The organism is Variovorax sp. 10L421, assembly GCF_056395365.1.
This window is the reverse complement of record NZ_JBFTJJ010000023.1, coordinates 60,677-87,582: the sequence shown is the minus strand read 5'-3', so window position 1 is coordinate 87,582 and position 26,906 is coordinate 60,677. Positions and strand designations below refer to the sequence as shown.

Genomic DNA, 26,906 nt, shown 5'->3' with positions numbered 1-26,906 from the left:
CTCGCCGAAACCGGCTTCACCCCGTCGGACTACTACCGAACCCTGCGCCTGAAGTACGGGCGATGGCTGCTCACAACCTCGGACATCAGCATCAACGAGATTGCCTTCGAATGCGGATTCGCCGACGCGTCACATTTCATCCGCCACTTTCAGACGCAGTTCGGGATGACGCCAGGTCGTTTGCGGCGGGCGTTGGAGGGAGGCGCATGACCGTGGCCCATCCGAACGACCGGTTTGGCCGATAGTACCCATTCGCGCGAGGCCGAGGGATATCGGCAATCACTGCAAAGCAGAAGCCCCAGTGCTCCTACCGCATGATAGGGTTACCCCCTCGGCAACCGCGAGGCAGAAGTTCTCCTACGAACCATGGGGCAGATGACTCAATTGACGCGCTGCAATACTGAGATCTAGCATCCTCTCTCGCCTGCCGTGGGCAGGTGGCCCTTCCAAGGCGTCGAGGAGTTCACATGGCAGCCCGTTCGATCGCGTCGCTCACGCTCAGCTTCGGCCTGGTTTCGATCCCCGTGCGCCTCTACTCCGCCACGGAGAGTTCCACCGAGATGCGCTTCAACATGCTTACCAAGAACGGCGAGCGCGTGAAGCAGCAGTACATCTCCGAGAAGACCCGCAAAGTGGTCGAGCGATCGGAGATGGTCAAGGGCTACGAGTTCGAGAAGGACCACTTCGCTCGTGGACCATCCATGGTTCCCGTGGATGGCAGCGGCTTGCGCAATAGCTGCAGGCGCTGCGCTGGCACTCCTTTCCTGAAGAGATGTGCAACGCCCTGCGCCTGCGCTGCGACAGCGGCTTCTGCGTGATGTCGACGCCTCGATGCACCGCAGGTGGAAGACGCAGCAGGTGACGAGTGAGATGACTGGTCGGGCGCGGACGAACGGAGCCCTCGGGGCACACTCGGTCGACAGCACGCAGGCGTGTCAGGTTATTCACCATCAGCGCCTTGATCGACCGTGTGTACCCGCCGATCACGAACTCCTGGCGCAACTTGCATTTGAGCTTCAACCAGGTTTCGCTGCGCCTGGAGACATAGGGTGCATCGGCGCGCTTCGCGATCACGCCCTCCATCTGCATACGGCATCCCGACCGGAGGAGCGACGTCGGGTCGGCTTCGAAATCGTCGCTGAACCGCACATGCGCCGTGGCCTTGGCTGTCAAGAAATCCCGGAGCAGCGTCCGGCGGTCCCGCAGTGGCACCTGCCTCAGGTCGTGGCCCTCGAAGAAGGGTGCGTCGAACACGAAGAAGACGATGCGGTCGGTGTCCCGGCCGCGGTCGAAGGCGTTTTGCAATGCGTTGAAGTCCGGCGCGCCGGAGGTGCCCAGTACGACGATCTCGCCGTCGAGAAACGAAGCGCGAAGGCCGAGCGTGGCAAGTTCGGACACCAGCGATGGCATCTTCGCGGCCCGGTCGTGACCGCCACGGGTGATCAACGCGATCTTTCCATTGTCGAGCCTCGCCATCAGGCGATAGCCGTCGAACTTGATTTCGTAGAGCCACTCGCCAACGGAGGGGACGCCTGCGGCCAAGGTGGCGAGCTGTGGCTTGATCTCCGCGGGAAGGGCCGTCTTGCGTCCGGGCGCAAGTGACCTGGAGGTTGCCGCGGGCGCCTTGGGCGCCGTCGGGGTGGGGGCGCGGCCGCGGGCCTTCTTGAGCGGCTTCGCGATCACGCTGTCGGGCAATGCCGTCACCACCTCGTAGTCGGCGTGCGCGCGCGCGTGTTCGTCCTTCTTCTTGAACAGGATCCACGGCTCCTGCCGTTCGCCGCCCTTGGCGATCTTCACCAACTCCCACAGGCCCTCGAGCTTCTGGCCATGCAAGCTGCCATCCGCATCGAGAAGACGTCCAGAGCCTTTATGCACCGTCAAGCGGGTCGCGACCATCCAGCGGCCTGCGGCAGCACCTGACGGGTTGGTGACCATCTCCCTTGCGATGAGACAGCCGCTAAGGTGACGTTGGATCTTTCAGTAGCGCACCTTACTTCAGCGCAGGTTCGTGCGACTCGAGGAACAATGGTGCCATCTGCTTAGGTCGCGCCGATGCCAGTTGTACACTCGCGCGGCCCTGGTCGATGTCTAGGGATAGAAGGACCACTTTGACGCTCGCCCTTGATGCCGAATACCTCCTGTCGCCACTGCAATCTTTGGTAGGCCGTCCTAAAGCATGGGTCAACAGCATCCATCCGCTGAGCGACGGGAGCGCGGTGCTTCATCTGACCTCCAACCAGGACTACCACATGCGCGAGCATCTGGTCGTGCTGCGCGACGGCCGCTGCCACGTGATCAATGAGCCGCCCGCACTGACGCGGGCTCGCGACCAGTGCGCGCAGGACCCGGCGCGCAAGACCAAGGGGCAGGCGAAGTCATTTCAGATCGGCGATCGCGTGGGCCTGCTGCTGAGCGATCGCTGGCTCTGGCTGTTCGATCCGCTGCGCGGCGACGAGGCCGAGGAAATCGTCATCGAATCGCCGCTGCCCATCTGGGCGCCCAAGAGCTGGCCCGATAACGTCAATGCCCATAGTGTTGTGCGATGCGGGATGACGGTCGACCATCGCGTGCCCGTGGTGCTGGGACATCCGGCCGCCCATCACGACTACACCGCGCACTGGGCCCTGCTGGATATCGATGTCGATGCGCTGCGCGCTCGCTGGTCGCAGTTGGACAACACGGGTTGGACACGCACGATTCGCCACCAGCTCAATCCGAACTACGAGGGGGTCGAAGGCCACGAAGGCACCTACCTGTGTGACCTCGCGTGGCTGGGTGATCGCCTGCGAGCGTTCAGCATCGGCAACAGCACGCACATTGGCCGCATGGGCATGGCCTACACCGCGGTGCTTGAGACCGACGCGCATGGCCAGAAGCCCGTGCTATTGCAAAGTCTGGACGAGGGCTGCTTCGGCGACTTCATCGACGGCGAACGCGCGTTGCTCATTCCGGCGAGTAAATCGGGGATACGCAAGGGCAAGCCGGCACTGCTTGAAGTCGCCACCGGCGCTGAAGTCGAACTGACGCTACGCGGCTACGCGGGCTTCCGGCCCTTTGCCGCGCGGAACGGCAAGGTTTGGCTGGTGGGCGGTGGCGGGACAGGCGCTTGGTGCGACTGGCAGCAGATCAGCCTGCGCGACGAGGAGGGCAAGCCCGGACGCGTTGTCGCCTGCCGCGTCGCATGAGGGCGGCTGCGCGACTACGACTCCGGTTCTCGGTAGCCGCCTGAAGGGACGCAGGCCCGGCTTCAGGCTTGCAGGCTTGGATAGTCGTAGTCGTAGAGGGCATTTTTCGCCAGTTATCGAGGGTCCGCCAAAACGGCCCAGGTCGGTCGATCAGATGGACTGATCCTGGGCGACGGTCCAGCTTACCCAGATTTGACACGGATCGGCGCTCAGCCTAACGCGAAGGTCGCAGCACACGGCTACTCGACGTACGTCGATCATGATTCTGCTCTTCCTCCTCCCTGCACCCCGCTGAATCAACCGCTGGGCAAGGCGCAGCTTGTCGCGATATCCCAGATCCTCGGCGTGCTTGGCGAATCCTCGTATTTCATGCAGCCCCTCTTTCATTGTTTGTTCCCGATCGTATCGGTGGGCGCTCAGGGTGAAATCCCCCATCGACAGCCCCATGCGGAGGGTTCTAGGGACATGCTCTGGGCCGACGCGAAGGTGGCGCTGAGGCTCGCATGACCGCGATGAGCCGTGACCGAGATGAAGACGATGAGCGCGGCGCATGCGTCGTGCGTTTCACTTGGAACCAATGGAAGGCGGCCAGCCAGTGCTACCTGATTCCCTACATGATTCTTCTCGATGCACCGATCTGCAATTTTGATCGCGCGACCGAGATTGGGAAGTGCACTTCGCCGGGAACGCCGTCAGAGTCGACGTACTTTATTCGGGCCTCATAGTCCGCATCTGTGACATAGATGATGGACGCTTTGAACTCATGGTGGGGTCCGAAAGACGAAAAATGGCCACCTGTGTCTTCGCCGTCAGCGATATATCTTGAACTCGACCTCGGTTGCAGTTTGACCGACGTTGGTGAACTTCAAGTTGTGCCTTTTAATGCCGCTCGATTCAACCGAGCCTAGTCGTTCGGCCACGAACTTTGGGAGCGCCATGATGCGGCGGCGCTCTCGTTCCTCCGCAATGACCTCGAGATCAACACGCACTTGTTCTCGCGAAACTGCGACCAGTTGAGATTGCTGTTCGACAGAGTTTTTGAGCTCTTCTGCCTGGAGTTTCAAAGCTTGGGTGCTATGACGCAATTCTTCACCTTGCTGCATGTAGCCGAGTACGAGCCATAAAAAGGCGAGTGGCGCTGAAAATCCGGCAATGAAGTCGCCCCATTCGTTCAACTTGGTGGGATGCTCTTGAGTGGCAACGATCCACGCAGCAGCGGCAATCCAGACGGCGGATATTGCAACGCCGGCGATGAATTTTCGATCTCGCATCTTTTCTCCTCGTTTAGCTCGATTGTGCCAATTGCCCCGTGGAGGGTTCGACCTGCGTGTGGCGCGCGCGAAGAATGCCATGGATCCCCAGAAAGGGCGTCCAGGGCGCCCCAACTGCCAACCGGCGATACTGGACTTGGCGCACGGCGACGACCCCATCGGGACAGGGCGCCGCTGAAGCCGATGCGCGCCCAGGGGGGGGCAGGCCCTCCTGCAAGGCCGCCTACCGGCCCCCTGCCAGGCTGCGATAGCCCACGGCGAGGTCGGCGATGCCGTCGGCGACGCCCCCATGCGCGCATCCCGTCGAACTGACCGACGTAAAGGCTGGCACACCAGTCGAGCGTGGCCAGCAGGTCGGCGCCGGCCTGGACTTGTGGGCGAGACGGCCGCCCTGCTGGATGTCTGGGCCCGTGGAGATCACCCACTCCATGCGCCGCGGCTGGACGCGGGGGGCAGACCCCGGCGACATTCCGTTCTAGCGCCTTTTAGGAGGGGCCAACGTCGTGCTCTCTTTCTGCCGCAAGTCGGCTGTAGTTGGTGCTGGAGGGCGGTGAACTGGAAAATCTCGTGATGTCGAGATGCTCGCCGATGGTCTCAGCGTTGGCGTGACCTCTCCGCCTGAGATTCGTCGTATTCGGCGCTCCGACGCGCCCCGAGCCGTCCGCCGGGCCCCTGCTGGCGAACCATCGAAAGATGTGGAAACGGTAGTCGCTGGTTGTCCTCATGTGCAGAAAACCTGACGCCGCAACGCCCTGATCGTCGACTGGAATGCCGGCAGCTCGGAGAGCTGCCAGTTCTGCATCGTGGGTGATCTCGAATGGCAGCTTCAAGGTCACCGTTGCCATGTGATAAGTGGCTTTGCCCATCCATGTTCCCCTCGGCGTTTTTGATGCGCCAGTGAATCCCAAGGTTTCGCCGCGCGCAATACTGCTTTCGTCGGGGGCGCTTTGTCATAGGCGGTAGCAGGGAAGGAGCGGGTCATTTGTCTCTCCGGAGAAGGTGCGCACCGCTCATGCGCGCATGCGGCGCTATTTCTATAGTGACTTCACGGCGATACGCCTTGTTCCAAAGGTAACAAGCGGCGCCAGTTGACCGCCTCACTGGAGAACGCACATGGAACTGCGCAACCTGCCGCTGGGAAAGCTCTTCATGAACCTGCTGCGTGAAGACGCGGGCATGTCGTCGATGGAGTTCGCTGTCTTCAGTGCGCTCGCGGTGTTCCTGTACTTGATTCCGCTGCTTGCAGCGCTGCTCATCAACTGAACGTGAAACTACCCACGCGCAAGGACGGACTCCGCGATGATCAACGGCAAGAAGTTGGAAGGGACGCCGTACTCGTTCACCCCGAGCACGGCCGTTGCCGCGAGATCTGGCCTTCTCGGAACTGAACGCCTGGGGCCCAGCGTGTTTCGCTATGCGCAGGACAATGCCATCCGGCATGCAAATCGGAAAATCGCCGACGGTGTCGAGTGCCCGACGGAACTACAAGAGCCGTAACGAATTCGCAGGAGACAGACATGCTCACCACCGATCAAAAAGAAGCCATCCTTCGCGTGGCGGGTGTCGCCACACCAGCCTTTCCCTCTCCCGGCGTTCTCTGGCGGCAGCAATGGCAACACGATGCCGCACCAGGTAGCAGGACGAACCCTCAAGCCGGCATGGATCCGGGCACGGCCGCCAAACAATGGGCCCAGGCCATCAACATGCTCTTCGTCGCGTATTCGGCCGCCCGCACCGCCCGCAGCCTGCGCAAGGCCGAAGAAGCCCGGCAACTCAGCGTTCTGCGCCAGCTGCAGTGCCGCGCAAGAGCAGATACTGAAACCGGGAGCGCTGCGGCATCTAGCGCAAGAAAGGCCCGAAGACCGCGGCGCAAAAGCCACGCAATGGGGTGATCCACAGGCGTTCGCAGCGGCGAAAGCCTGGATCGCTAGCCGGCGATGTCGTGCCGGCCCTGGCGGGGCTCCTGGGCACCAGCTGCACGCCCCCGTGGCGGCCCGTGCGCCCAGCACCATCTCCGTAATCCATGACACCAGCAGGAGCCCGTAGGACTTCCCGTTATCGCGAGGCCAGAGTGCACGCAGGGCCAGATCGGCCGATTCCGATCCATCGGCAGGCGGTGCGGTGTCCGTCTCGACAAGCCGCCAGAACCGCTGCTCCAGCTCGACGAGCTGCGCGATCATGGTCTCGTCCCGCTCGATGCGATGGATGCGAAGTTCCTGGCCACAGATCAGCACAGCCACGTCAGCCGCCGGCTTGCCGGTCACGGCGAGCTGGTGCAGCACCTGCAACTGGACATACTCGGGCACGCCGTCTTCCCACAGCCGAGCACCTTGGTAGCCGGCCGTCTTGCACTCCAGGATCTGTACATCCGGGGAGCCCACGACCTCGCGGTCGATGTTCGCCAGCATCCAGGGATGCACGGGGTGCTGGAGCACCGCGTTGATCCGGCGCACTCGCAGCCCGGTGCGCCGCGTGTAGTGCGCGGCCACGATGGGTTCGAGCAACGTGCCCCAGTACATCGGGCTGGTGGCGTCGTCGGGATCGACCTTGGGGAGCAAGGCGTCTCGGCCGGTCTTTTCCATCCAGAGTTGCAGGGGCGATTTGTAGGGATGGAGACCGACGGCTGCGGCCGCGTCGGAGCTGCCGATGCCGCCCTTGCGGACGTCGAGCCATTGGTCGCGGCTCAGCGCCTGTGTCTTGACCAGCTTCAGGGCTGGCCGGCGTTTGGCGGGCGAGGTGCCCGCCACTTGAAGTTCCGCCATGGCGGTGTCCTTTCTTCGTGGTTGGTCAGTCATGTCCTTGGCGCACCCCAAAAGCACAAAGCCCCGGTCCCTTGAAGGGAGCCGGGGCTTGTGCCGTCGGGGTTCGGAGGAGTGGGGGCGCTGGAGGAGATGTCACGACGCCAGTTGGAGTGCTGCATCCAATGCGCGTTGCTTGAGGCCTGCCCCCTGGCCGAACTAGGCACTGTCGAGGCGGTATTCCTGGTTGCGGGCACGGCGTTCGTGATCGACGAACTCGGTCACGGCGCACAGCAGGCCCCATGCCGTGCCCTTGGCCGCACCGAGTTCGGCACCCCGGCCACGGCCCTCATAGAGCTCCTGCACCTTCTTCAGGGCGCGCTCGTTGGTCAGGGTCTGACTGTCGGCATGGCCATCGGTCTGGCACATGACGCGCAGAAAGAAATTCAAGGACTCGTGGGTCTTGACCTTGCGTTCCGCGAGCGTCCGCATCCGGTACATGAAGGTGTCCCAGCCGGAGACGGCGATACCGAGCTGCCGCTTGACCGCCTGCGCATCGAAGGTGGTGCTGTGCGGAACTCGCACGGCGCTGCTGGCGCCGTTGAGCGCGATCGACAGGGTGTTGTTGCACACGACCCGCACGGTGGTCGGCGTGGCGGTGGTGGCCAGTGTGCCGTCGCAGGAGGTCGCCAGCAGGATGTAGCCCTTCACGGTGTCGTTGCCCTTGAGTGCTGTTTCCTTGCCGGTGCGCGCGAGCGCCCAGAACTTCTTGCCGGCCTTGAGGACGCCTGCGGTCTTCAGCTCGAAGCCTGAGACCTCGGTAAGGTCGCGGTAGAACTCCAGCACGTCCCGGGGCTGCACGATCTGGTAGCGGCCACCGACCACCGACAGGGGCGCTTTCGTGTCGCTGCGGTAGAGCACCTTCTGGTCCTCGAAGGTCATGATGGAGCCCAATGCGCCGGCCTGCTCGGCCATGTAGCGCACGGGCGTCTCGCAGATGCGCCAGTCCATGCCGGCTTGCCGGGCCCAGACTTCGAGGGGTTGCTTGGGAGGGAGCTGGTTGCCCAGTTCGTGCCAAGGGGTTTGGCCGACGTAGGCCATTTCTTCGATGAGATGTGCCATGGGGGAAGGTGTCCTTGCTGCGGTATGAAGAAAAAGAAAAGCCCGCACGAGGCGGGCTTCGAAGGCGGAATGCCGCGGTGCGGCGGTTGAGAGGTCAACTGACGATGCGGCCGGCGGCCCGGGCCAGGCGCGCGTAGGCACTGAGGGTTTTGTCTGCACGCCAGTGCAGGTCACGCTCGATGCCCAGGGCACCGCCCATCAGCCGGAGGGAGGCCAGTTCGCGAACGGACAGATGGCCTGTTTCGGGACTGCCCAGGCCCAGGTCGGCCAGGCCGTAGGCGATGTCCTCGTCGTCGGGGTCAAGCTCCGTGATCAGCCAGGTGGCGGCGCCACATGGGTTGAACCACTTGAGCACAGGCCAAGGGTCGAAGTGCGGGTTGTCGCGCGCGGTATGGCCGTTGGCCAGCAGCAGGATGCGCAACTCAGGAGTGATGAGGTCCAAGGAAAGTCCTGAATGAAAGGGAGGGAGTGAAGGGGGTTGAAGGAAAAAGAGACGGGGGAGGAGGGGGCGGAGGAATGTCGATCAGCAGCGCGGGATCGAGAAGGTGTGCCCGCAGGCCAGGCAGCGACGGTTGCGCAGGATCGCGTCGTCGACGGCTTCGCCGAGCGCTGCGCCGACGGCACAGCCGGCGATGCCGCCGCTCAAGGCCCCGAGGATGGCGCCGGCGATGACGCCGAATGGCGTCGCCACCGTGCCTGCAACGGCGCCCACGGCCACGCCGAGTTCGGCGCCGGTGATCGCGCCGGACAGCGCGCCGGAGATACCGCCAGCGGCGCCAGCGACCGTGCCGATGGCGGCGCCGGCTTTCTTGGCCGTGTCGCGTCGGACGATGCGTCGCGATTGACAGGCGGGGCACGTGGAGGTCGATGGCGCGGCGAATGTTTCGTGCGACTGATACGGTTCATCGTCAAAACTGGAAGGGGTGAAGTCGGTTTCCATGAGCGAGGGGAAGGCACATGAGCGTTCCTGGTTGAAAAGAAGGAAAGCGCGTCCGGCGAAGCCAGACGGCACAAAGCCCAGCGCGGCGATGAGGCCGGGCTGGGCTTTGGTGGGAGCGGACGGACGTTCTACCGTCTATCCAATGCGGTCATATGTGGTCAAGAAAAACTGGAATCGTGATGTGCGGCGTCCACATTCCGCGCTGATGACCCGCCCCTGTACGCCTCCTGTTGAGCGTGGCCTGCACTCCTTGCACTCTCGCAGGCTTTCTTGACAGAACACTCCAGCCAGGTCCGCCGGACACTGCGTTTCATTTCGGCGGTGTAGATAATCAGATTCCGCCCCTTCAATACATGCAGCACCCAACGCCAGACTCAATTGAAAAGAAAATGGTTGACGCAAATGAGATAGCTACGAAGCTCGGCTTGCCGCTCTGGTCCGCTGTCTTGCTGGCCGTTGCCGTTGGTGCGGCCAGCGTCACGGCAGTCGTGTACGAGAAGGTCCGCATTCCAGGCTTGGAGGGGCGTGTTGCCCTGCTGGAGCGAGAGCTCGTCGACGAGAAGTTGCAAACCACTCGGGCGCAAGAAAACGCTGCCGCCTGGAAAAAGTTCGCCGAAGACCTGTCCAGCACCGCCAAGGCTGCTGCGGACAAATCCCTCAATGTTTGCTCGACGATCGAGTTGGTTCGCCAGCTTCGTGCGGACAAGAGCGCGGTGGAAGCATCGCTGGGGGACGTGCAAGCGGGGCACAACAATTGGAACGCCGTCGACTCTCAGGAGCGAGACAAGCGCGTTGCCGAACTCAGGCGCGCGGCTTCCGACTATCAGGCACAGATACTTGCCGTATCCCAGTGCGCAAAGTGATCGGCATGGACTCGGCGCGCGGTTCGAGTTTCTTGGGACAGTGGCAGCGCGCCCCCATCGTCGCCGATCTCCCCCGCCGTTGACGCAGCAGAGGCCAAGGCCTGTTCCATTTCAATTCTTAAGTATTGGTCGCAAGAATTCTTGAGATTTACCGGCTTCGTATTCGTGACCTTGTGCGCAGGCTGACATGCGGCAGCCCTTCGGTTAAGCCTTTTGCACCCTGACAATTGGACCTCGACGCGTTTTGATACAAGACCGTCGCGGTTACTCAAAATTCTCAGGGACGTCACTACATCACGCCAGATGTGGATGGGCACAATGTTTCTAATGGATGGAAGCAATTTGACTCCAAGGGCAATAGAGTTGGAACATATGACTCCGAGTTGAAATATGTCAAAAAATGATCAATTTAATATCTTCTTGTCACCGCGCAAGATGATTCATTTGGATGAGTCGGGGTGGATGGGAGGCATTTTTTGCGAAGAACTCCAAGAGTCATTTTTTTCCCCATCTGGTTGCTGGGGGAGAGTTGAGTATTTAACGCATTGGAAAGCTCAGTTGTCAAATTTGCTGGAAGATGGATCATTTGCAAAACTGATAACTGCAAGGCGAGATTTTGAAACTTCCAATTTTATTCCTGCTTGGATTATTTTTGACTTGGGAGAAGATTTTGCGCTGAGAAATAAATATTACTTTATTGATCACGATCGAACGCCCACTTTTGAGTCTTTCATGGAAGAGAGAGATGAAAGGGAAATTTTTAACGAAGATGGCATGTTGATTTCGGAATGGATTCTGAGCAGGGTTGCGATCAAAAATTTTTTAGCGTCTCTGGAGTGATTCTTGATTCTTGATTCTTGAGGTTTTTCGCTGATTTTGCGAATGACTGTGCGAAAAAATAAGATCGACTTCATTTGCTTGATTGAACTTATGACTGCAGGCAATCCAGCCAATGTGGTCATTTTGTCAATGCATCTCGGGGTACAAGAAAGAAATGAACGGGGAGATTCGAATGCCTGTACGTATCGCCTTGGCAGCAGTTCTGCTTGGGCTACCCATGGTTGCAACGGCTCAGGCTGCTAGCGCACCCCAACCCTTCGTCGAGCAGCAGCGCCAGCAAGAACGCGAACGCGCCCTGCGTGAGCAGAACGAGCGCACCGTTGACCAGCGGCCGCAGGCTGCACCACCGGCGCCGGCCCAGCGCATCCCCGAATCCGAGTCCCCGTGCTTCCGCATCGAACGCGTGCTGCTGGTCGGTGAGCATTCCGATTCCTTCCAATGGGCCGTCGCCGATCTGTCCGGCCCTGATGGCAACGACTCCCCCATCGGCCGATGCCTCGGCACAGCCGGGGTCAACGTAGTCCTCGCACGCGCCCAGCAAGCCGCCATCGCTCGCGGCTACGTCACCACCCGTGTGCTCGCTGCGCCGCAGGATCTCTCCGCCGGCACGCTGACCCTCTCGCTGGTGCCCGGCCGCATTGCAGCCATTCGGACAACGCCCGACTCTTCGTCCACGCTGCTTGGCAACTCGGCCTTGCTGGCCACGGCCATTCCCGCGCGCCCGGGCGACCTCCTGAACCTGCGCGACATCGAGCAGGGCCTGGAGAACTTGAAGCGCGCGCCGACCGCTGAAGCCGACATTCAAATCGAACCATCCACGGCTCCGAATGCCAAGCCGGGTGACAGCGACCTCGTCGTCAAGTACGTCCAGTCCCGCAAGGTTCGCCTCACCTTGAGCCTGGACGACAGCGGCACCGAAGCCACGGGCCGCTATCAAGCCGGCGCGACTGTCTCCGTGGACAACCCCTTCGGCCTGAACGACCTGTTCTACGTCAGCGCCAACCACAACATCAACAACCACGTCTTCGGCGACCCGGCCAAGGGCACCGAAGGCCAGACCGTTCACTACTCGTTGCCGTATGGCTACTGGCTGCTTGGCCTCACGGCCTCCAACAGCCAGTACCACCAGAGCGTGGCTGGCCTGAACCAGGACTACGTCTACGCCGGCAAGAGCAACAACGCCGAGATCAAGCTCTCGCGCCTGATCTATCGCGACCAGTAGCGCAAGACCACGGTGGCCGTCAAGGGCTGGCGTCGCGAGTCGCGCAACTTCGTGGACGACACCGAGGTCGAGGTGCAGCACCGCGTGGTCGGCGGCCTGGAGTTCAGCCTGAACCACAAGGAGTTCATCGGCGACGCGACGCTCGAAGGCACGCTGGCCTACAAGCGCGGCACGGGCGGTTTCGGCTTGCGCGCTGCGCCGGAAGAAGAGTTCGGCGAGGGCACCTCGCGCCTGAAGCTGTACACCGCCGACATCAGCCTCAATGCCCCGTTCAAGCTTGGCGAGCAGAAGATGCGCTACTCCGGCCTGATCCGCGCCCAGTGGAATCGCACGCCGCTGACGCCGCAAGACCGCTTCGCCATCGGCGGGCGCTACACGGTGCGCGGCTTCGATGGAGAGACGAGCCTGATGGGCGAGCGTGGCTGGCTCATCCGCAATGACATCGGATGGGCCATGGGCCAAAGCGGGGCGGAGCTATACGTTGGTGCCGACTATGGTCACGTGGGTGGCCGCTCGACGGTCGATCTGCTCGGCCGCAGTCTAGCTGGTGCCGTTATCGGCGTGCGCGGCCAGTGGACCAAGCTGAGCTACGACTTCTTCGTCGGCGCGCCCATCCGCAAGCCCGAGGGATACCGCACGGCAAAGGTCACACTCGGCTTCAACCTGAACGCGAGTTTTTGAGCACGCTGGCATGTCCAAGCAACCATTTCATCACGATGCGATGTATGGCATCTCGCGTTTGCCGCGCGGAAGTTGGGAGGTTGAACTGAAGCGCGAGGGCGTGGTGCTGTCCAAGACATTCAGTTTCCGTTTCCATGGCGGTGAAGAGACTGCGCTGCTGCGCGCGCAGGCATGGCGCGATGAGATCGTCAAGAAACATCCGCCCATGACCCGTCGCGCAAGAGCCGAAATCGTCATGTCCACCAGCAGAACGGGCATTGCGGGCGTGAACTGCAAAATCGGGCCCGATGGCCAACCGCAGGGCTGGATTGCCAGGACACGCATTGAGCCGGGCAAGACACTGCACAAGATCTTCAGCGTCAGGCGCTACGGCGCCCAAGCCAAGCAGCTAGCGATCGATGAACGCCAAAGACAATTGCAGCAGATGCAGGGGCACGTGAACGTGCACCCGTCCGAGGCGCTTGTGCGTGCTGCACCGAAACAGACCCTGCCCTCTGGTTTGCCCGTACCTCTGACGCTCCGGCAGATTGTGCGCCGCACCAACAGAAGTGGTATTCCCGGTGTGTTTTTTCGGCGCTCGCATCCAACGGCTCCAGGCATTTGGGTTGCCGCGACATCTATAGGGGTCGGAAAATATCTCCGCAGGAGTTTTTCCGTCGGGAAGTACGGAGAAGAACAGGCCAAGGCACTTGCCATCGCCGAGCGGGAAAAGCAACTGAAGCAGTTGCCCCCGCGCGCTCCAAAGACCAAGTCAACGCGCACCGCTTGATGAACGTCATCGGCGGGTAACCGCTGAGCTACGCCAGCAAGGTCTCATCGTCAACCATAAGACCGTCCAGAAGCTGATGGTCGAGATGCAGCTGAAGTCGCTGGTCCGCCCAAAACGCTACAAGGCCTATGACGGCGCAGCTTCCGAGACGGCCCCGGACCGCTTGGAGCGCGACTTCACGGCTGATGAGCCCAACAAGAAGTGGGTGACCGATGTGACCGAGTTCAAGGTGAACAACCAGAAGCTGTACTTGTCGCCGGTGATGGATCTCTACAACCGCGAGATCGTGTCGTACGAGATAGCAGAGCGTCCGCTGCCAGTCATGATCAAGAACATGCTCACCAAGGCGTTCAACCGGCTCGACTCAGGCCAGCGACCGATCCTGCATTCGGACCAAGGATGGCAGTACCGCATGCCCGCGTACCGCCATCGCCTGCATCAAAGCGGTGTCGTCCAGAGCATGTCGAGAAAGGGCAACTGCTATGACAACGCAGCCATGGAGAGCTTCTTCGGAACACTGAAGTGTGAGCTGTTCCACCTCAACAAGTTCGACACGACCGAGACGTTGAAAGACGCCCTTCACGACTACATTCGCTACTACAACGTGGATCGCATCAAGCTCGGGCTGGGAGGCCTGAGCCCAGTGGCGTACAGGATGCAGGCCGCCACGGCACCCGCATGAAACCATAAATGTCCAAGGTTTGGGGGTCGGTTCAGAGTTTGGTGGACACCATGCTGGTCGGGCTACCCGGCGGATTCAAGATGCGTTGGCCGGACGCTTACACTGCACCAGCGAGAGCACCAGAGATGCCACCGGCCGCGCCGGCGATGGTGCCGATCGCTGCGCCGGCCTTCTTGCCGGTGTCGCGCGGAGTGGTCTGCCGTGACTGGCAGGCAGGACAGGCGAAGTTTGCAGACGCTGCAAGCGTCTCGTGCTGAGGGAAAGGTTCATCGTCGAAAGTGGTGGATGTGAAGTCGTGGGCCATGAGTTACGGAGCGATCGGGAAAGACATACCGCTTGGGGGGAAGAAAGAACACGCCAGGCAGCGCCAGACGGCACAAAGCCCAGCGCGGCGATGGGGCCAGGCTGGGCTTTGTTGAGTGAGGTGGGAGTGTTGGATTCCGCCGATCTCTGACCCTAGGGGGGTGCGGATAAAAACTTGGACTGGTTTTATGCTGCAAGTCCAAGGCTCACCCGGTATTCGATGGGGCTGAGGGAGCCGAGAGAGATCTTGATTCTCTGCTCGTTGTACCAGCGGATGTACGAGTCGACCGCCTCGATGAATTGCTCAATGGTGGCATTCTTCCAGTCCCGAGGATAGAACAGCTCGTTCTTCAGTCGACCGAAGAAGCCTTCGCAAGCGGCGTTGTCAGGTGAGCATGCCTTGCGGGACATCGAGCGTGTGAGGTTCGCGTCGCTCATTCTTGATAGCCAACCAGGCCAGCGGTAGTGGCCGCCCCGATCGGAGTGAACCACAGGCCGGTCTGTCGTTTCGGCCACTGTCTCGATGGCTGCATCCAGCATCGTGTTGACCAACTCGGCGTCCGGACTGGTCCCAATCGTCCAGCTGACGACCATTCCATCGAAGCAGTCGATGATCGGCGAGAGGTACACCTTGCCAGCCGGGATCTGGAACTCCGTGATATCCGTAAGCCATTTCTCATTAGGGACTGCGGCCTGGAAGTCGCGGTTGATGAGGTTCTCAGGCGCTGGACTGATCTCGCCAAGGTATGACGCATACCTGCGCTTCCTGGGCTTTGGAACAACCAGGCTTTCCTGCTTCATCAACCGCTGCACGACCTTCTCGGAGATCGCGACGTCCTGTCTGGTGAGCGAAGCTTGCAGCCTGCGGTAGCCATAGCAGCGATGGTTCGACTCAAAGATGTCGGTGATGGATTGCCGCACCTCCAGGTACTTGTCGCCCACCGCTGCGCGGGCCCGATGGTAGAAGTACGAGCTACGCGCAAGATCCAACTGTGCAAGGAGCTCTGGCAGGCCATAGTGCTCCCTGAGGGCGTCAATCAGCAGTGTCTTCTCCCGGTTGGACAGGAGCTGCAGGTCGACGCCCAGGCCTTTTTTTAACAGTTCGTTGGCCTTGTTCAAGAGATCCTGCTCGAGGCGCAGTTGCCTGACTTCGCGGCGCAGTGACTCAACCTGGTGCTCGAGCTCGTCGCGCTCTTGCGACGGCGGAGATTGATTGGTACTTTTCATGGATGCGGGTGCCTCACGTCCCAGAAGTTGATTCTTCCAGTTGTACAGCGTTGGCCGGCACACGCCGAACTTGTCGCCTACAGCTTGCGCACTTGCCTCACGCGTGCAAAGCTCCATGACTCCCGCTTGCATCAGCTCCCCGGAATATCTTCGTCGCCCCACACTGCCGACGACTGTCCTTCTAGCCTCAGGAAGGGCCTCGCGAACCCACGCGGTCAGTGTCCCTCTGCCGGGGTAGCCCAATGCCCTCATGGTGGCAGCAATGCAGCGGTCGTGAGTGAGGTAGTGCTCGATAGCTGCCGCTTTTTGTTCCTGCGAGAACTTGGGTCTCCGGCCCGCATAGCCCGCTGGCAAGTCGAGCTTCTGCTGGTATTCGCTGTACCAGCACTTCAGAGAATTCTTTGTTGGATAACCCAGCTGGCGGATGGTGGGTCTGACGCGTTTGCCAAGCTTGATGTAGAGCTCAACGGCTCGAATCCGATCTTCGTAGGAATACACGAACTACCTCCTGGTAGTCCAAGTTTTCGTCCGCACCCCCGGTCGGTGCGCTCCTCCAGCACCAGGTGCTCAACCTTCATCTTCATCTTGGCGGCAGGGATGCGCCACTCGGCGGCGTCGAGGTCGATCTCGGCCCACTCAGCGGCACGCAACTCGCCCGGGCGGACGAACACCAGCGGCGAAAGCTTCAGCCCCGCCACGGCACAGGGATGCCCCACATAGGCGTAAATGGAGCGCATGAGCTGACCCACCTGCTTGGGTTCCGTGATGGCGGCGTAGTTGGCCTTTTCCACCGCCGCCAGCGCCCCCTTCAGGTCGACGGTCACGTCGCGCTCGATCACCCCCACGGCGACGGCATAGCGAAACACCTGCGAGCAAATCTGAACGATCCGATGTGCGCTCTCGTGAACACCTCGCGCTTCCATGCGGCGGGCGACCTTGTCGAGCACGTCCTTGGCTTTGATGCTGGCAATGGGCAGCGTCCCGATGAACGGAAGCACGTCTTTCTCAAGCCAGCTCGTGACCTTGGCCTGCGTGATCGCGGCGCGCTTGCCGGAAGTCTTGGCCAGCCATTCCCGCGAAACGGCCTCAAAGGTGCTTGCGGCGGCGTCGACTTTCGCCCGCTTTTCCTCGCGCTGGGCCATGCCAGGATCAACCCCGTCTGCCAGTTGTTCGCGGGCTTTGTCGCGCCGTCGGCGAGCCTTGGCGAGCGACACAGCGGGGTAGACGCCCAACGCCAAGGTCTTGCGCTTGCCACAGAAGCGGTAATCGAGGCGCCAGTACTTGCCCGGCGCCTTGACCAGCAAGTACATGCCGCCGCCATCGGCATATTTGTCCCCGAGGGCTTTGCTGGTGGCCTTCACCTGGCGAACGAACGTGTCTGTCAATGCCATCGCTGCTCCTTTGACGGTATTTCGCCGCCGGCGCTCCGAAGATACCGACAAAAATGACGGTATTTCTCTGCAATGTGATGCTACGCCGTGACACGGCCCGAGGCAAAGAAGAACCCGCTACGCTGGGGAAACGTGCGGGTTTTGAGGCTTGGTGAGACGCCGTGATTCGGGTCCTTGGTGCCTTCGACAGGAATCGAACCTGTATCTGAGTCTTAGGAGGACCCCGTTCTATCCATTGAACTACGAAGACGGATGGAGGCGCAGGAAGCTGGAAGCCCGCTGCGCGCCGCGATTTTATAGGGTTCCCGATGACGGGATGCGCTGGCCCCGCCAGCGCGGGCTTACCCCGATACGAAATCTCAGAAAAGTTGACCGCGATCAAGCCGGCGTGAATCGGTGGCGCGCACCATCGTGCCCGTTGCATCTCTGCTCAGATCCAAGAACAAAAAAGAGCGAAACACTACACAGGAGATAGCCTGATGAAGAAGTTCGCTTCGCACGTTCTGGGTCGCGCGACAGCCGTTGCCGCGGCGGTCCTGGCGCTGGCAACCGCCGCGCCTGCCCTCGCATGGGAACCCACCAAGCCGGTGGAGTTCGTGATTCCCGCCGGCACCGGCGGCGGCGCCGATCAGATGGGGCGGCTGCTGCAGGGCATCGTCATCAAGTACAAGCTGATGAAGGAGCCGCTGATCGTCGTCAACAAGTCGGGCGGCGCGGGCGCCGAGGGCTTCCTGGCGGTGAAGGAAGCCAAGGGCGATCCGCACAAGATCGTCATCTCGCTGTCGAACCTGTTCACCACGCCGATGGCCACCGGCGTGCCCTTCAACTGGAAGGACATGACGCCGGTCGCGATGCTGGCGCTCGACCAGTTCGTGCTCTGGACCAACGCGGCCGAGCCCTACAAGAACGCCGGCGAGTACGTCACGGCGGTGAAGGCCGCGGGGCCGAGCAAGTTCAAGATGGCCGGTACCGGCTCGAAGCAGGAAGACCAGATCATCACGGTCGCTCTCGAGAAGGCCACCGGCACCAAGTTCATCTACGTGCCGTTCAAGGGCGGCGGCGAGGTGGCGGTGCAGCTGGTGGGCGGCCATGTGAACTCGACGGTGAACAACCCGATCGAGGCGGTGGCGCAATGGCGCGCGGGCAAGCTGCGCGCGCTGTGCGTGTTCGACGACGAGCGCATGCCCTTCAAGGCCAAGGTCACCGACACGCAGTCGTGGAACGACATCCCCACCTGCAAGGAGGCGGGCGTGCCGACCCGATACACGATGCTGCGCGGCATCTTCATGCCGCCCGGCGTCACGCCCGACCAGCTCGCCTTCTACAAGGACCTGCTGACCAAGGTGGCCGCCACGCCCGACTGGAAGGAATACATGGAGAAGGGCGCCTTCAACCCGACCTTCATGACCGGCGACGCCTTCGCAAAGTGGCTCACCGAGGCCGAGGCCACGCACCGCACGCTGATGTCCGAGGCGGGCTTCCTCGCGAGCGCCAAGTAGGCCGCACCGGCTGCGAGCGCTGCCGCCCGAGGCCGGCTGACCGGCGGACCGCGGGCGTGCCGCATCCGTCGCTTTCTTCTCTCACACAATCACGATGGGGGCTCCATGGAGCACGACGAAACATCCGAGGGCGCGGCGCGTCCGGGCATCTCCACGCACCTGGTCGAAGCGGCAGTCGCATTGCTGCTGCTGGCGATCGGCCTGGTGGTGGTCTTCGAGGCGCGCAAGCTCGGCGCGGGCTGGACCAGCGACGGTCCCGGCGCAGGCTACTTTCCGTTCTTCATCGGCGTGATCATCACGATCTCCGGCGCCGGCATCCTCTACCAGTCGCTGCTCGGCAGGAACCGCAACACCGTGGTCTTCGTCGACCCGGTGCAGCTCAAGCGCGTGCTGTCGGTGCTGGTGCCGGCCACGGTCTACGTGCTGGCGATCTCCGTTCTCGGCATCTACGTGGCGTCGGCGATGTATATCGCGCTGTTCATGGTGGTGCTCGGCAAGTACGCATGGACCAAGAGCGTGCTTGCCGCGCTGGCCGTCAACACGCTGTTCTTCTTCATGTTCGAAGTCTGGTTCAAGGTGCCGCTGTTCAAGGGTGCGCTCGATCCGCTTCGGTTCCTCGGCTACTGAACCCGTTCAAGGAGCACAAGCGAAATGGAAGAAATCGGCGCCCTGATGCAGGGCTTCTCGGTGATCCTCACGCCGATGAACATCGGCCTGATGTTCGTCGGCATCATCCTCGGCGTGTTGATCGGCGTGCTGCCCGGGCTCGGCGGCGCCAACGGCGTGGCGATCCTGCTGCCGCTCACCTTCTCGATGTCGCCGACCTCGGCGATCATCATGCTGTCGTGCATCTACTGGGGTGCGCTATTCGGCGGTGCCATCACCTCGATCCTGTTCAACATACCGGGCGAACCGTGGTCGGTGGCCACCACCTTCGACGGCTATCCGATGGCGCAGAGCGGGCAGGCCGGCGCCGCGCTGACGACGGCCTTCACCTCGTCGTTCGTGGGCGCCTTTCTCGCGGTGGTGATGATCACCTTCCTCGCGCCGCTGGTCGCGAAGTTCGCGCTCAAGTTCGGCTCGCCGGAGTTCTTCGCGGTGTACCTGCTGACCTTCTGCAGCTTCGTCGGCATGGGCAAGGGCTCGCCCTTCAAGATCCTCGCGTCGATGGCGCTGGGCTTCGCGCTCGCCAGCGTGGGCATGGACACCGTCACCGGCCAGCTGCGCCTGACCTTCGGCCAGCCCGAGCTGATGCGCGGCTTCGACTTTTTGATCGCGGTGATCGGCCTGTTCGGCATCGGCGAGATCCTGCTGTCGATGGAAGAGGGCCTGAAGTTCTCGGGCAAGAGCGCCAAGATCGATCCGAAGGTCGTGTGGCAGACGTGGAAGCAGTTGCCCAAATACTGGGTGACCTCCATCCGCAGCTCGCTCATCGGCATCTGGATGGGCATCACGCCCGGCGGCGCGACGCCGGCCTCGTTCATGAGCTACGGCCTCGCGAAGAAGATGTCGAAGAAGGGCGCCAGGTTCGGCTCCGGCGAGATGGAAGGCGTGGTCGCGCCCGAGACTGCGGCACACGCGGCCGGCACCAGCGCGCTGCTGCCGATGCTGGCACTCGGCATTCCCGGTTCGCCGACCGCAGCGGTGCTGCTGGGCGGCCTGCTGATCTGGGGCCTGCAGCCGGGGCCGCTGCTGTTCGTGGAGCAGAAGGACTTCGTCTGGGGCCTGATCGCCAGCATGTACCTCGGCAACATCGTCGGCCTGATCGTGGTGCTGAGCACCGTGCCGCTGTTCGCGTCGATCCTGCGCATTCCGTTCTCGATCATCGCGCCGGTGATCATCGTGATCTGCGCCATCGGCGCCTACACCGTGCACAACGCGATGCTCGACATCTGGTTCATGCTCGGCTTCGGCGTGGTGGGCTACCTCTTCAAGAAGCTCGACTTTCCGCTGGCGCCGCTGGTGCTTGCACTGGTGCTCGGCGACAAGGCCGAGGACTCGTTCCGCCAGGCCATGCTGGTCTCGCAGGGCGACGTGATGGTGATGTTCTCGAACCCGCTGGTCGGCGGCATCACGACGCTGGCGCTGGTGCTGCTGTTCTGGCCGCTGATCTCGAAGGCGCTGGCCGTGATCAGGAAGCCGAAGAAGCCCGACGAGTTTGCGGTCGAGCGGCCGGTGGACTGACCAGCAACTTGCCTGTGATCGCGCTGACCCGGGTTGTTCGGGGCGCGCTCACACCGATGGGGTACCTTGCGCAGCGAAATAAAGGAGGAGGCCGCAGGCCGGGGGGCATTCGCGCAGGGGAGTGCCCGGTGTCATTCGCACGCACCCGGACAACCGAGTGAGCTAAATCTTCCCGCGCTTGCGAAGCCGACTAAGGGTTTCCGCCGAGAGATTCAGATAAGAAGCCAGCTCCTTGCTCGGAATCCGGTCTTCCAGTTCAGGGTGCTTGCGCATGAACCGGTGCACACGCCCGGCGGCGTCCAGAAGATGCAGCGTGATCGTGTGCGCCATGATCTCGCTCATGCCGCGCATCACGAGGAACTCGAACAGTTCCTTCGTTTCCGCATGCCGGTTCAGGAACGCGATCCATTCCTTCAGCGGCAGGCTCGCGACCCGCGCCTTCGTCACGCACACGATGCCGTAGGGCGTGGGCGTGCCCAGCCGCAGCGCGGCGTAGCTCGTCTCCATGTCGTTCTCGTCGGCGAAGCGCAGGATCATTTCCTTGCCCTCCGGGTTGCTCACCACCCGCTTGAGGATGCCGTCGAGGATGAAGTACTGCTCCATCTCGCGCACCCCCTGGTGCAGCAGGAACTCGCCCTTGTTGCCGTCCACGATGACCAGGTGGGCTTCCAGTTCGGCGCGGTCGGCTTCGCTCAGGTCCTTGAGCAGGATGTTCTGCCGGAGCTGGGCGCGAATGATGTTCTTCTCCGGATGGTTTTCCAACAACGTCATGGTCACCGTCTTGCTCGATTTCGCTGCCGGCGCCGGTCATCGGGGCCGTCGCCGTTTTCGGGAAAGTTGACCGAGGTCAACGGCCGAAAGCTTGGGCCCGAATCATAGTCGCGGCTCGGGCCTTGGCCATTCACCCATGCAGAAGGAGAGACATGTCTTCAGTCAGAACAGAGAAAGAGGCAGCCACCACGCTGGAAGATGCCCTCAAGCCCACGAAAAGCCGCGATGCTGACGGCGAAGCGGTGGTCCGCGCCTTCAAGGGTGGCGCGACCGAAGACAGCGCGCCGGCGGCCGAGACCATCGACGGCTTCCACCTGGTCATCGATGCGCTCAAGCTCAACGACATCGACACCATCTTCGGCCTGCCCGGCATCCCGATCACGGACCTCACGCGCATGGCACAGGCCGAAGGCCTGCGCGTCATCTCCTTCCGCCACGAGCAGCACGCCGGCAATGCCGCCGCCGCCGCCGGCTTCCTCACGCAGAAGCCCGGCATCTGCCTGACCGTGTCGGCCCCCGGCTTCCTCAACGGCCTGACCGCGCTGGCCAACGCCACCACCAACTGCTTCCCGATGATCCTCATCAGCGGCTCCAGCGAGCGCGAGATCGTCGACCTGCAGCAGGGCGACTACGAGGAGATGGACCAGCTGGCCATCGCCAAGCCGCTGTGCAAGGCGGCCTTCCGCGTGCTGCATGCCGAGGACATCGGCGTGGGCATTGCGCGCGCCATCCGCGCGGCGCTGTCGGGCCGCCCTGGCGGCGTGTACCTCGACCTGCCGGCCAAGCTGTTCGCGCAGACGATGGACGCCGCAGCCGGCAAGAAGTCGCTGATCAAGGTGGTCGACCCCGCACCGCGCCAGATCCCCGCGCCCGACGCCGTGAAGCGCGCGCTCGACCTGCTCAAGGGTGCCAAGCGGCCGCTGATCCTGCTCGGCAAGGGCGCCGCCTACGCGCAGGCCGATGCCGACATCCGTGCGCTGGTCGAGAAGACGGGTATTCCCTATCTGCCGATGTCGATGGCCAAGGGCCTGCTGCCCGACACCCACGTGCAGTCGGCCGCGGCAGCGCGCTCCTACGTGCTGCAGGAAGCCGACGTGGTGCTGCTGGTCGGCGCGCGCCTCAACTGGCTGCTCTCGCACGGCAAGGGCAAGACCTGGGCGCAGGACAAGGGCGCCAAGAAGTTCATCCAGATCGACATCGCGCCGACCGAGATCGACAGCAACGTCGCCATCGAGGCGCCGGTGATCGGCGACATCGGCTCCTGCGTGGCCGCGCTGCTGGCCGGCATCGATGCCAAGTGGGCCAAGCCCCCGGTCGAGTGGACCGGCGCCATCGCCGAGCGCAAGGACAAGAACCTCTCGAAGATGGCCGCGACGCTGGCTGCGCGGCCCTCGCCGATGAACTTCCAGAGCGCGCTCAGCGTGATCCGCGACCAGGTGAAGGCGCGGCCCGATGCCATCGTCGTCAACGAGGGCGCCAACACGCTGGACTTCGCGCGCAGCATCGTCGACATGTACGAGCCGCGCAAGCGCCTCGACGTGGGCACCTGGGGGATCATGGGCATCGGCATGGGCTTCTCCGTGGCCGCGGCGGTGGTCACCGGCAAGCCGGTGATCGCCATCGAGGGCGACAGCGCCTTCGGCTTCAGCGGCATGGAGGTGGAAACCATCTGCCGCTACAACCTGCCGGTGTGCGTCGTCGTCTTCAACAACAACGGCGTCTACCGCGGCACCGACGTGAACCCCAGCGGCACGCCCGACGTGGCGCCCACCGTGTTCGTGAAGAACGCGCGCTACGACAAGCTGATGGAAGCCTTTGGCGGCGTGGGCGTGCACGCCACCACCGCCGACGAGCTGCAGAAGGCCCTGGCCGAGGCCGTCGCCTCCGGCCGGCCGACCCTGATCAACGCCGTCATCGACGAAACCGCGGGCACGGAAAGCGGGCGCATCACGAGCCTGAACCCCAGCACGGCGAAGAAGAAGTAACTCAATTCCATCCAAGGAGATACCCCAAATGAGCAGCATCAAACCCCTCAACGGCATCAAGATCATCGACTTCACGCACGTGCAGGCCGGTCCTGCCTGCACGCAGATGCTGGCCTGGTTCGGCGCCGACGTGATCAAGGTCGAGCGCCCGGGCGCCGGCGACGTCACCCGCAGCCAGCTGCGCGACATTCCGAACGTCGACGCGCTGTACTTCACCATGCTCAACAGCAACAAGCGCTCGATCACGCTGGACACGAAGAAGCCCGAGGGCAAGATCGTGCTGGAAAAGCTGATCCGCGAATCCGACGTGCTGGTGGAAAACTTCGGTCCCGGGGCGCTGGACCGCATGGGCTTCACCTGGGAACGCCTCCAGGAGCTGAACCCGAAGATGATCGTCGCCTCGGTCAAGGGCTTCAGCGAAGGCCACCACTACGAGGACCTGAAGGTGTACGAGAACGTGGCGCAGTGCGCCGGCGGCTCCGCTTCCACCACCGGCTGGTGGAAAGGCGAGAACTCCGCCCCGACGATCTCGGCCGCCGCGCTGGGCGACTCCAACACCGGCATGCATCTGGCCATCGGCATTCTGACGGCCATCATCGGCCGCCAGCAGACCGGCAAGGGCCAGAAGGTGGCCTGCTCGATGCAGGATGCCGTGCTCAACCTGTGCCGCGTGAAGATGCGCGACCAGCAGCGCCTGGACAGCGTGGGCTACCTCGAGGAATACCCGCAGTACCCGCACGAGATGGGCGCATTCGCCGACAAGGTCGTGCCGCGCGGCGGCAATGCCGGCGGCGGCGGCCAGCCCGGCTGGATCCTGAAGTGCAAGGGCTGGCAGACCGATCCCAACGCCTACATCTACTTCACGGTGCAGGGTCACGCCTGGGAGCCGATCTGCGAGGCGCTGGGCAAGCCCGAATGGAAGACCGACCCCGACTACATGACGGCCAAGGCCCGCCAGCCGCACATCGAGCAGATCTTCGCCACCATCGAGGACTTCATCAAGGACAAGACCAAGTTCGAGGCCGTGGACATCTTCCGCAAGTACGACATTCCCTGCGCCCCGGTGCTGTCGATGAAGGAACTGCTGCATGACGAGTCGCTGCGCAAGAGCGGCTCGATCGTCGAAGTTCCGCACAAGGAGCGCGGCAGCTACTGGACCATCGGCAGCCCGATCAAGTTCTCGGACCTCAAGCCCGAAGTCACCGCCTCGCCCTTGCTGGGCGAGCACACCGACCAGGTGCTGGCGGAGCTGGGCTACACCCAGCAGCAGATCGACAACCTGAAGGAATCAAAAGCCGTGTAGTTGGCTCACCCCCAGGCTTGCCCACTTCGTGTGGCAGCGCCCACCCCCTTCGAGGGGGCGACACCTGCGGCCCGGCGGAGCCGGTTCCGCGGTGTCTCTGGAAGGGCAGTGGCACTGCGGGGTTCTGGATTGAAATGAAGCGCCAGGGGTAAACATGCAAGCGAACATCGATTTCAAGCAGCTCGTCGAAGGCGCTGGCGATGCCATCATGGTGTGCGACGCGCAGGGCGCGATCACGCTGTGGAACCGTGCTGCCGAGCGCATCTTCGGGTTTACCGGGGCCGAGGCGCTCGGCCAGTCGCTCGACCTGATCATTCCCCAGCGGCAGCGCCAGCGGCACTGGGACGGCTACCACAAGACGATGGACACCGGCATCACCAAGTACGGCGCCGACCTGCTGCGCGTGCCGGCGCTGCACAAGGACGGGCACACGCTGTCGATCGCCTTCACGGTGTCGATGCTGTTCTCCGCCGATCACGAGGTCACGGGGATCGTCGCCATCGTGCGGGATGAATCCGTCCGCTTTGCGGAGGAGCGCAAATTGCGCGCCCGTCTGGTAGAAGTCGAAGCCGCGATGGTCAAAGAAGGAGACAGTCAATGAGCAAGGCACTCGAAGGCGTTCGGATCCTCGACTTCACCCACGTGCAGTCGGGCCCCACCTGCACCCAGCTGCTGGCGTGGTTCGGCGCCGACGTGATCAAGGTCGAGCGGGCAGGCGAAGGCGATGCCACGCGCGGCCAGCTGCGCGACATTCCCGGCGCGGACAGCTTGTACTTCACGATGCTGAACCACAACAAGCGCTCGATCACGCTGGACACCAAGAACCCCAAGGGCAAGGAGGTTCTCGACAGCCTGATCAAGACCTGCGACGTGCTGGTCGAGAACTTCGCGCCCGGCGCGCTCGACCGCATGGGCATCACCTGGGCCCACATCCAGAAGATCAACCCGCGCATGATCGTCGCTTCGGTCAAGGGCTTCGGGCCCGGCAAATACGAGCACTGCAAGGTCTATGAGAACGTCGCCCAATGCGCCGGCGGCGCAGCCTCGACCACCGGCTTCGAAGACGGCCCGCCGCTGGTGACCGGCGCGCAGATCGGCGACAGCGGCACCGGCCTGCACCTCGCGCTCGGCATCCTTGCCGCACTGTTCCAGCGCAACTCTTCCGGCCGCGGCCAGCAGGTGCTCGCACCGATGCAGGACGCCGTGCTCAACCTGTGCCGCGTGAAGATGCGCGACCAGCAGCGGCTGGAGCGCACCGGCACCATGCACGAATACCCGCAGTACCCCGACGGCAAGTTCGGCGACGCCGTGCCGCGCGCGGGCAATGCCTCGGGCGGAGGCCAGCCGGGCTCGATCCTCAAGTGCAAGGGCTGGGAGACCGACCCCAACGCATACATCTACTTCATCACGCAGGCGGCCGTGTGGCCTGCGGTGTGCAAGGTGATCGGCGAGGAGGGCTGGATCACCGACGAGGCCTACGCCACGCCGGCCGCGCGCCTGCTGCACCTGAAGCCGATCTTCGCGCGCATCGAGAAGTGGACCATGACCAAGGACAAGTTCGAGGCCATGGAGATCCTCAACGAGTACGACATTCCCTGCGGGCCGATCCTCTCGATGAAGGAAATCGCCGAGGACGAGTCCCTGCGCGAGACCGGCACCATCGTCGAGGTCGACCACCCGGTGCGCGGCAAGTACCTGACGGTGGGCAACCCCATCAAGATGTCCGACAGCCCGACGGTGGTGACGCGCTCGCCGCTGCTCGGCGAACACACCGAAGAAGTGCTGCGGCAGCTCGGCTACGGCGCGGACGACCTGGCGACCCTGCGGGCCGAACGCGTGATCTGAGGCGCGGCGCAGGCCCGCCAACCTGATTTGCGAGAGCGCCGCCTGCGGGTGGCGCGGAAGGCCCTTGGGCGCGTGTATTTCTGGC

General features: G+C 62.8%; 23 protein-coding genes, 1 tRNA gene and 6 pseudogenes. 17 read left to right on the top strand and 13 right to left on the bottom strand.

What is annotated here, in order from left to right; genetic code table 11:
- Together AC1DFC_RS23835 and AC1DFC_RS23830 are read left to right on the top strand one after the other, a co-directional pair.
- On the top strand, positions 1 to 210 hold a 210-nt coding region (locus tag AC1DFC_RS23835), incomplete at its 5' end, for a helix-turn-helix domain-containing protein (RefSeq protein ID WP_478180104.1).
- A gap of 257 nt (positions 211 to 467) precedes the next feature.
- Positions 468 to 686 (top strand): annotated as a pseudogene (locus tag AC1DFC_RS23830) (Ku protein); the annotation flags it as partial.
- On the opposite strand, the gene AC1DFC_RS23825 reads toward AC1DFC_RS23830, so the two are convergent.
- Positions 655 to 1,896 (bottom strand): ATP-dependent DNA ligase, encoded by a 1,242-nt coding sequence (locus AC1DFC_RS23825; protein ID WP_478180106.1) that lies wholly within the window; start codon positions 1,894 to 1,896, stop codon positions 655 to 657. The pseudogene AC1DFC_RS23830 and the gene AC1DFC_RS23825 overlap by 32 nt on opposite strands.
- A gap of 212 nt (positions 1,897 to 2,108) precedes the next feature.
- Here AC1DFC_RS23825 and AC1DFC_RS23820 point away from each other — a divergent pair, with 212 nt between their 5' ends.
- Positions 2,109 to 3,185 carry a hypothetical protein gene (locus AC1DFC_RS23820; RefSeq protein ID WP_478180103.1) on the top strand — a complete coding sequence of 359 codons (1,077 nt, stop codon included), beginning with the start codon at positions 2,109 to 2,111 and terminating at the stop codon, positions 3,183 to 3,185.
- A gap of 150 nt (positions 3,186 to 3,335) precedes the next feature.
- Here AC1DFC_RS23820 and AC1DFC_RS23815 read toward each other — a convergent pair whose 3' ends face one another.
- The 3 genes from AC1DFC_RS23815 to AC1DFC_RS23805 form a co-directional block, all read right to left on the bottom strand.
- Entirely contained in the window at positions 3,336 to 3,632 is a 297-nt protein-coding gene (locus AC1DFC_RS23815) for a hypothetical protein (protein ID WP_478180102.1), read from the bottom strand.
- Positions 3,633 to 3,994: 362 nt separating this feature from the next.
- Complete coding sequence (locus AC1DFC_RS23810; RefSeq protein ID WP_478180101.1) at positions 3,995 to 4,456, bottom strand: hypothetical protein; 462 nt, start codon at positions 4,454 to 4,456, stop codon at positions 3,995 to 3,997.
- A gap of 485 nt (positions 4,457 to 4,941) precedes the next feature.
- On the bottom strand, positions 4,942 to 5,301 hold the full coding sequence (locus AC1DFC_RS23805) for a hypothetical protein (RefSeq protein ID WP_478180100.1): 360 nt from the start codon (positions 5,299 to 5,301) through the stop codon (positions 4,942 to 4,944).
- 268 nt (positions 5,302 to 5,569) lie between these two features.
- On the opposite strand from AC1DFC_RS23805, the gene AC1DFC_RS23800 reads away from it, so the two are divergent.
- The gene (locus AC1DFC_RS23800; RefSeq protein ID WP_478180099.1) at positions 5,570 to 5,719 is read left to right on the top strand and encodes a hypothetical protein; all 150 of its coding nucleotides are present in this window, start codon (positions 5,570 to 5,572) and stop codon (positions 5,717 to 5,719) included.
- Between the two features lie 785 nt (positions 5,720 to 6,504).
- On the opposite strand, the pseudogene AC1DFC_RS23795 reads toward AC1DFC_RS23800, so the two are convergent.
- The 4 genes and pseudogenes from AC1DFC_RS23795 to AC1DFC_RS23780 all read right to left on the bottom strand — a co-directional run.
- A pseudogene (locus AC1DFC_RS23795) lies at positions 6,505 to 7,218 on the bottom strand (YqaJ viral recombinase family nuclease); the annotation flags it as partial.
- 132 nt (positions 7,219 to 7,350) lie between these two features.
- Positions 7,351 to 8,316: pseudogene (locus tag AC1DFC_RS23790) on the bottom strand (DUF932 domain-containing protein).
- A 94-nt stretch (positions 8,317 to 8,410) separates the two neighbouring features.
- Complete coding sequence (locus tag AC1DFC_RS23785; protein WP_478180098.1) at positions 8,411 to 8,758, bottom strand: DUF2958 domain-containing protein; 348 nt, start codon at positions 8,756 to 8,758, stop codon at positions 8,411 to 8,413.
- Between the two features lie 81 nt (positions 8,759 to 8,839).
- Positions 8,840 to 9,256 (bottom strand): hypothetical protein, encoded by a 417-nt coding sequence (locus tag AC1DFC_RS23780; RefSeq protein ID WP_478180097.1) that lies wholly within the window; start codon positions 9,254 to 9,256, stop codon positions 8,840 to 8,842.
- A gap of 353 nt (positions 9,257 to 9,609) precedes the next feature.
- Between AC1DFC_RS23780 and AC1DFC_RS23775 the strand changes: the two genes are divergently transcribed.
- From AC1DFC_RS23775 to AC1DFC_RS23750, 6 genes and pseudogenes are all read left to right on the top strand, one after another.
- Positions 9,610 to 10,119, top strand: a complete 510-nt coding sequence (locus tag AC1DFC_RS23775) for a hypothetical protein (protein ID WP_478180096.1) — start codon at positions 9,610 to 9,612, stop codon at positions 10,117 to 10,119.
- Positions 10,120 to 10,400: 281 nt separating this feature from the next.
- Positions 10,401 to 10,523 (top strand): annotated as a pseudogene (locus AC1DFC_RS23770) (hypothetical protein); the annotation flags it as partial.
- Positions 10,510 to 10,959, top strand: a complete 450-nt coding sequence (locus AC1DFC_RS23765; RefSeq protein ID WP_478180095.1) for a hypothetical protein — start codon at positions 10,510 to 10,512, stop codon at positions 10,957 to 10,959. The pseudogene AC1DFC_RS23770 and the gene AC1DFC_RS23765, both read left to right, overlap by 14 nt.
- Positions 10,960 to 11,131: 172 nt before the next feature.
- Positions 11,132 to 12,862 (top strand): annotated as a pseudogene (locus AC1DFC_RS23760) (ShlB/FhaC/HecB family hemolysin secretion/activation protein).
- Positions 12,863 to 12,872: 10 nt separating this feature from the next.
- On the top strand, positions 12,873 to 13,631 hold the full coding sequence (locus AC1DFC_RS23755) for an AP2/ERF family transcription factor (RefSeq protein ID WP_478180094.1): 759 nt from the start codon (positions 12,873 to 12,875) through the stop codon (positions 13,629 to 13,631).
- A gap of 7 nt (positions 13,632 to 13,638) precedes the next feature.
- Positions 13,639 to 14,313: pseudogene (locus AC1DFC_RS23750) on the top strand (IS3 family transposase); the annotation flags it as partial.
- A 97-nt stretch (positions 14,314 to 14,410) separates the two neighbouring features.
- On the opposite strand, the gene AC1DFC_RS23745 reads toward AC1DFC_RS23750, so the two are convergent.
- The 4 genes from AC1DFC_RS23745 to AC1DFC_RS23730 form a co-directional block, all read right to left on the bottom strand.
- On the bottom strand, positions 14,411 to 14,617 hold the full coding sequence (locus tag AC1DFC_RS23745; RefSeq protein ID WP_478180093.1) for a hypothetical protein: 207 nt from the start codon (positions 14,615 to 14,617) through the stop codon (positions 14,411 to 14,413).
- Positions 14,618 to 14,802: 185 nt separating this feature from the next.
- Positions 14,803 to 16,341, bottom strand: a complete 1,539-nt coding sequence (locus AC1DFC_RS23740) for an IS3 family transposase (RefSeq protein WP_478180092.1) — start codon at positions 16,339 to 16,341, stop codon at positions 14,803 to 14,805.
- Entirely contained in the window at positions 16,233 to 17,234 is a 1,002-nt protein-coding gene (locus AC1DFC_RS23735) for a tyrosine-type recombinase/integrase (protein ID WP_478180091.1), read from the bottom strand. The genes AC1DFC_RS23740 and AC1DFC_RS23735 overlap by 109 nt, the downstream gene beginning before the upstream one ends.
- Before the next feature lie 175 nt (positions 17,235 to 17,409).
- Positions 17,410 to 17,484: transfer RNA gene (locus tag AC1DFC_RS23730), tRNA-Arg, on the bottom strand.
- Between the two features lie 229 nt (positions 17,485 to 17,713).
- Here AC1DFC_RS23730 and AC1DFC_RS23725 point away from each other — a divergent pair.
- The 3 genes from AC1DFC_RS23725 to AC1DFC_RS23715 all read left to right on the top strand — a co-directional run bounded on the left by AC1DFC_RS23725 (position 17,714) and on the right by AC1DFC_RS23715 (position 20,917).
- Positions 17,714 to 18,733: a Bug family tripartite tricarboxylate transporter substrate binding protein gene (locus tag AC1DFC_RS23725; RefSeq protein WP_413334390.1), complete on the top strand. Its 1,020-nt coding sequence runs from the start codon at positions 17,714 to 17,716 to the stop codon at positions 18,731 to 18,733.
- A 105-nt stretch (positions 18,734 to 18,838) separates the two neighbouring features.
- Positions 18,839 to 19,360, top strand: coding sequence for a tripartite tricarboxylate transporter TctB family protein (locus AC1DFC_RS23720; RefSeq protein WP_478180090.1), 522 nt, complete (start codon positions 18,839 to 18,841; stop codon positions 19,358 to 19,360).
- Between the two features lie 24 nt (positions 19,361 to 19,384).
- Positions 19,385 to 20,917, top strand: coding sequence for a tripartite tricarboxylate transporter permease (locus tag AC1DFC_RS23715; protein ID WP_478180089.1), 1,533 nt, complete (start codon positions 19,385 to 19,387; stop codon positions 20,915 to 20,917).
- 162 nt (positions 20,918 to 21,079) lie between these two features.
- On the opposite strand, the gene AC1DFC_RS23710 is transcribed toward AC1DFC_RS23715, so the two are convergent.
- Positions 21,080 to 21,688, bottom strand: a complete 609-nt coding sequence (locus AC1DFC_RS23710) for a Crp/Fnr family transcriptional regulator (RefSeq protein ID WP_007831044.1) — start codon at positions 21,686 to 21,688, stop codon at positions 21,080 to 21,082.
- Positions 21,689 to 21,840: 152 nt separating this feature from the next.
- On the opposite strand from AC1DFC_RS23710, the gene oxc reads away from it, so the two are divergent.
- From oxc to frc (AC1DFC_RS23690), 4 genes are all read left to right on the top strand, one after another.
- The gene (gene oxc / locus AC1DFC_RS23705) at positions 21,841 to 23,673 is read left to right on the top strand and encodes an oxalyl-CoA decarboxylase (protein ID WP_413314351.1); all 1,833 of its coding nucleotides are present in this window, start codon (positions 21,841 to 21,843) and stop codon (positions 23,671 to 23,673) included.
- Between the two features lie 28 nt (positions 23,674 to 23,701).
- On the top strand, positions 23,702 to 24,976 hold the full coding sequence (frc, locus tag AC1DFC_RS23700; protein ID WP_007831046.1) for a formyl-CoA transferase: 1,275 nt from the start codon (positions 23,702 to 23,704) through the stop codon (positions 24,974 to 24,976).
- A 154-nt stretch (positions 24,977 to 25,130) separates the two neighbouring features.
- Entirely contained in the window at positions 25,131 to 25,577 is a 447-nt protein-coding gene (locus AC1DFC_RS23695; protein WP_478180088.1) for a PAS domain-containing protein, read from the top strand.
- The gene (frc, locus tag AC1DFC_RS23690; protein ID WP_007834167.1) at positions 25,574 to 26,821 is read left to right on the top strand and encodes a formyl-CoA transferase; all 1,248 of its coding nucleotides are present in this window, start codon (positions 25,574 to 25,576) and stop codon (positions 26,819 to 26,821) included. Before AC1DFC_RS23695 ends, frc (AC1DFC_RS23690) begins: the two co-directional genes overlap by 4 nt.
- The last annotated feature ends 85 nt before the right edge of the window (positions 26,822 to 26,906 follow it).

Excerpts from the sequence above, each read along its gene's own strand:
- AC1DFC_RS23825 (WP_478180106.1), bottom strand. The coding sequence starts at position 1,896 with ATGGTCGCGACCCGCTTGACGGTGCATAAAGGCTCTGGACGTCTTCTC.
- AC1DFC_RS23815 (WP_478180102.1), bottom strand. The coding sequence starts at position 3,632 with ATGGGGCTGTCGATGGGGGATTTCACCCTGAGCGCCCACCGATACGAT.
- AC1DFC_RS23810 (WP_478180101.1), bottom strand. The coding sequence starts at position 4,456 with ATGCGAGATCGAAAATTCATCGCCGGCGTTGCAATATCCGCCGTCTGG.
- AC1DFC_RS23805 (WP_478180100.1), bottom strand. The coding sequence starts at position 5,301 with ATGGCAACGGTGACCTTGAAGCTGCCATTCGAGATCACCCACGATGCA.
- AC1DFC_RS23800 (WP_478180099.1), top strand. The coding sequence starts at position 5,570 with ATGGAACTGCGCAACCTGCCGCTGGGAAAGCTCTTCATGAACCTGCTG.
- AC1DFC_RS23780 (WP_478180097.1), bottom strand. The coding sequence starts at position 9,256 with ATGGAAACCGACTTCACCCCTTCCAGTTTTGACGATGAACCGTATCAG.
- AC1DFC_RS23775 (WP_478180096.1), top strand. The coding sequence starts at position 9,610 with ATGCAGCACCCAACGCCAGACTCAATTGAAAAGAAAATGGTTGACGCA.
- AC1DFC_RS23765 (WP_478180095.1), top strand. The coding sequence starts at position 10,510 with ATGTCAAAAAATGATCAATTTAATATCTTCTTGTCACCGCGCAAGATG.
- AC1DFC_RS23755 (WP_478180094.1), top strand. The coding sequence starts at position 12,873 with ATGTCCAAGCAACCATTTCATCACGATGCGATGTATGGCATCTCGCGT.
- AC1DFC_RS23745 (WP_478180093.1), bottom strand. The coding sequence starts at position 14,617 with ATGGCCCACGACTTCACATCCACCACTTTCGACGATGAACCTTTCCCT.
- AC1DFC_RS23735 (WP_478180091.1), bottom strand. The coding sequence starts at position 17,234 with ATGGCATTGACAGACACGTTCGTTCGCCAGGTGAAGGCCACCAGCAAA.
- AC1DFC_RS23725 (WP_413334390.1), top strand. The coding sequence starts at position 17,714 with ATGAAGAAGTTCGCTTCGCACGTTCTGGGTCGCGCGACAGCCGTTGCC.
- AC1DFC_RS23720 (WP_478180090.1), top strand. The coding sequence starts at position 18,839 with ATGGAGCACGACGAAACATCCGAGGGCGCGGCGCGTCCGGGCATCTCC.
- AC1DFC_RS23715 (WP_478180089.1), top strand. The coding sequence starts at position 19,385 with ATGGAAGAAATCGGCGCCCTGATGCAGGGCTTCTCGGTGATCCTCACG.
- AC1DFC_RS23710 (WP_007831044.1), bottom strand. The coding sequence starts at position 21,688 with ATGACGTTGTTGGAAAACCATCCGGAGAAGAACATCATTCGCGCCCAG.
- oxc (WP_413314351.1), top strand. The coding sequence starts at position 21,841 with ATGTCTTCAGTCAGAACAGAGAAAGAGGCAGCCACCACGCTGGAAGAT.
- frc (WP_007831046.1), top strand. The coding sequence starts at position 23,702 with ATGAGCAGCATCAAACCCCTCAACGGCATCAAGATCATCGACTTCACG.
- AC1DFC_RS23695 (WP_478180088.1), top strand. The coding sequence starts at position 25,131 with ATGCAAGCGAACATCGATTTCAAGCAGCTCGTCGAAGGCGCTGGCGAT.
- frc (WP_007834167.1), top strand. The coding sequence starts at position 25,574 with ATGAGCAAGGCACTCGAAGGCGTTCGGATCCTCGACTTCACCCACGTG.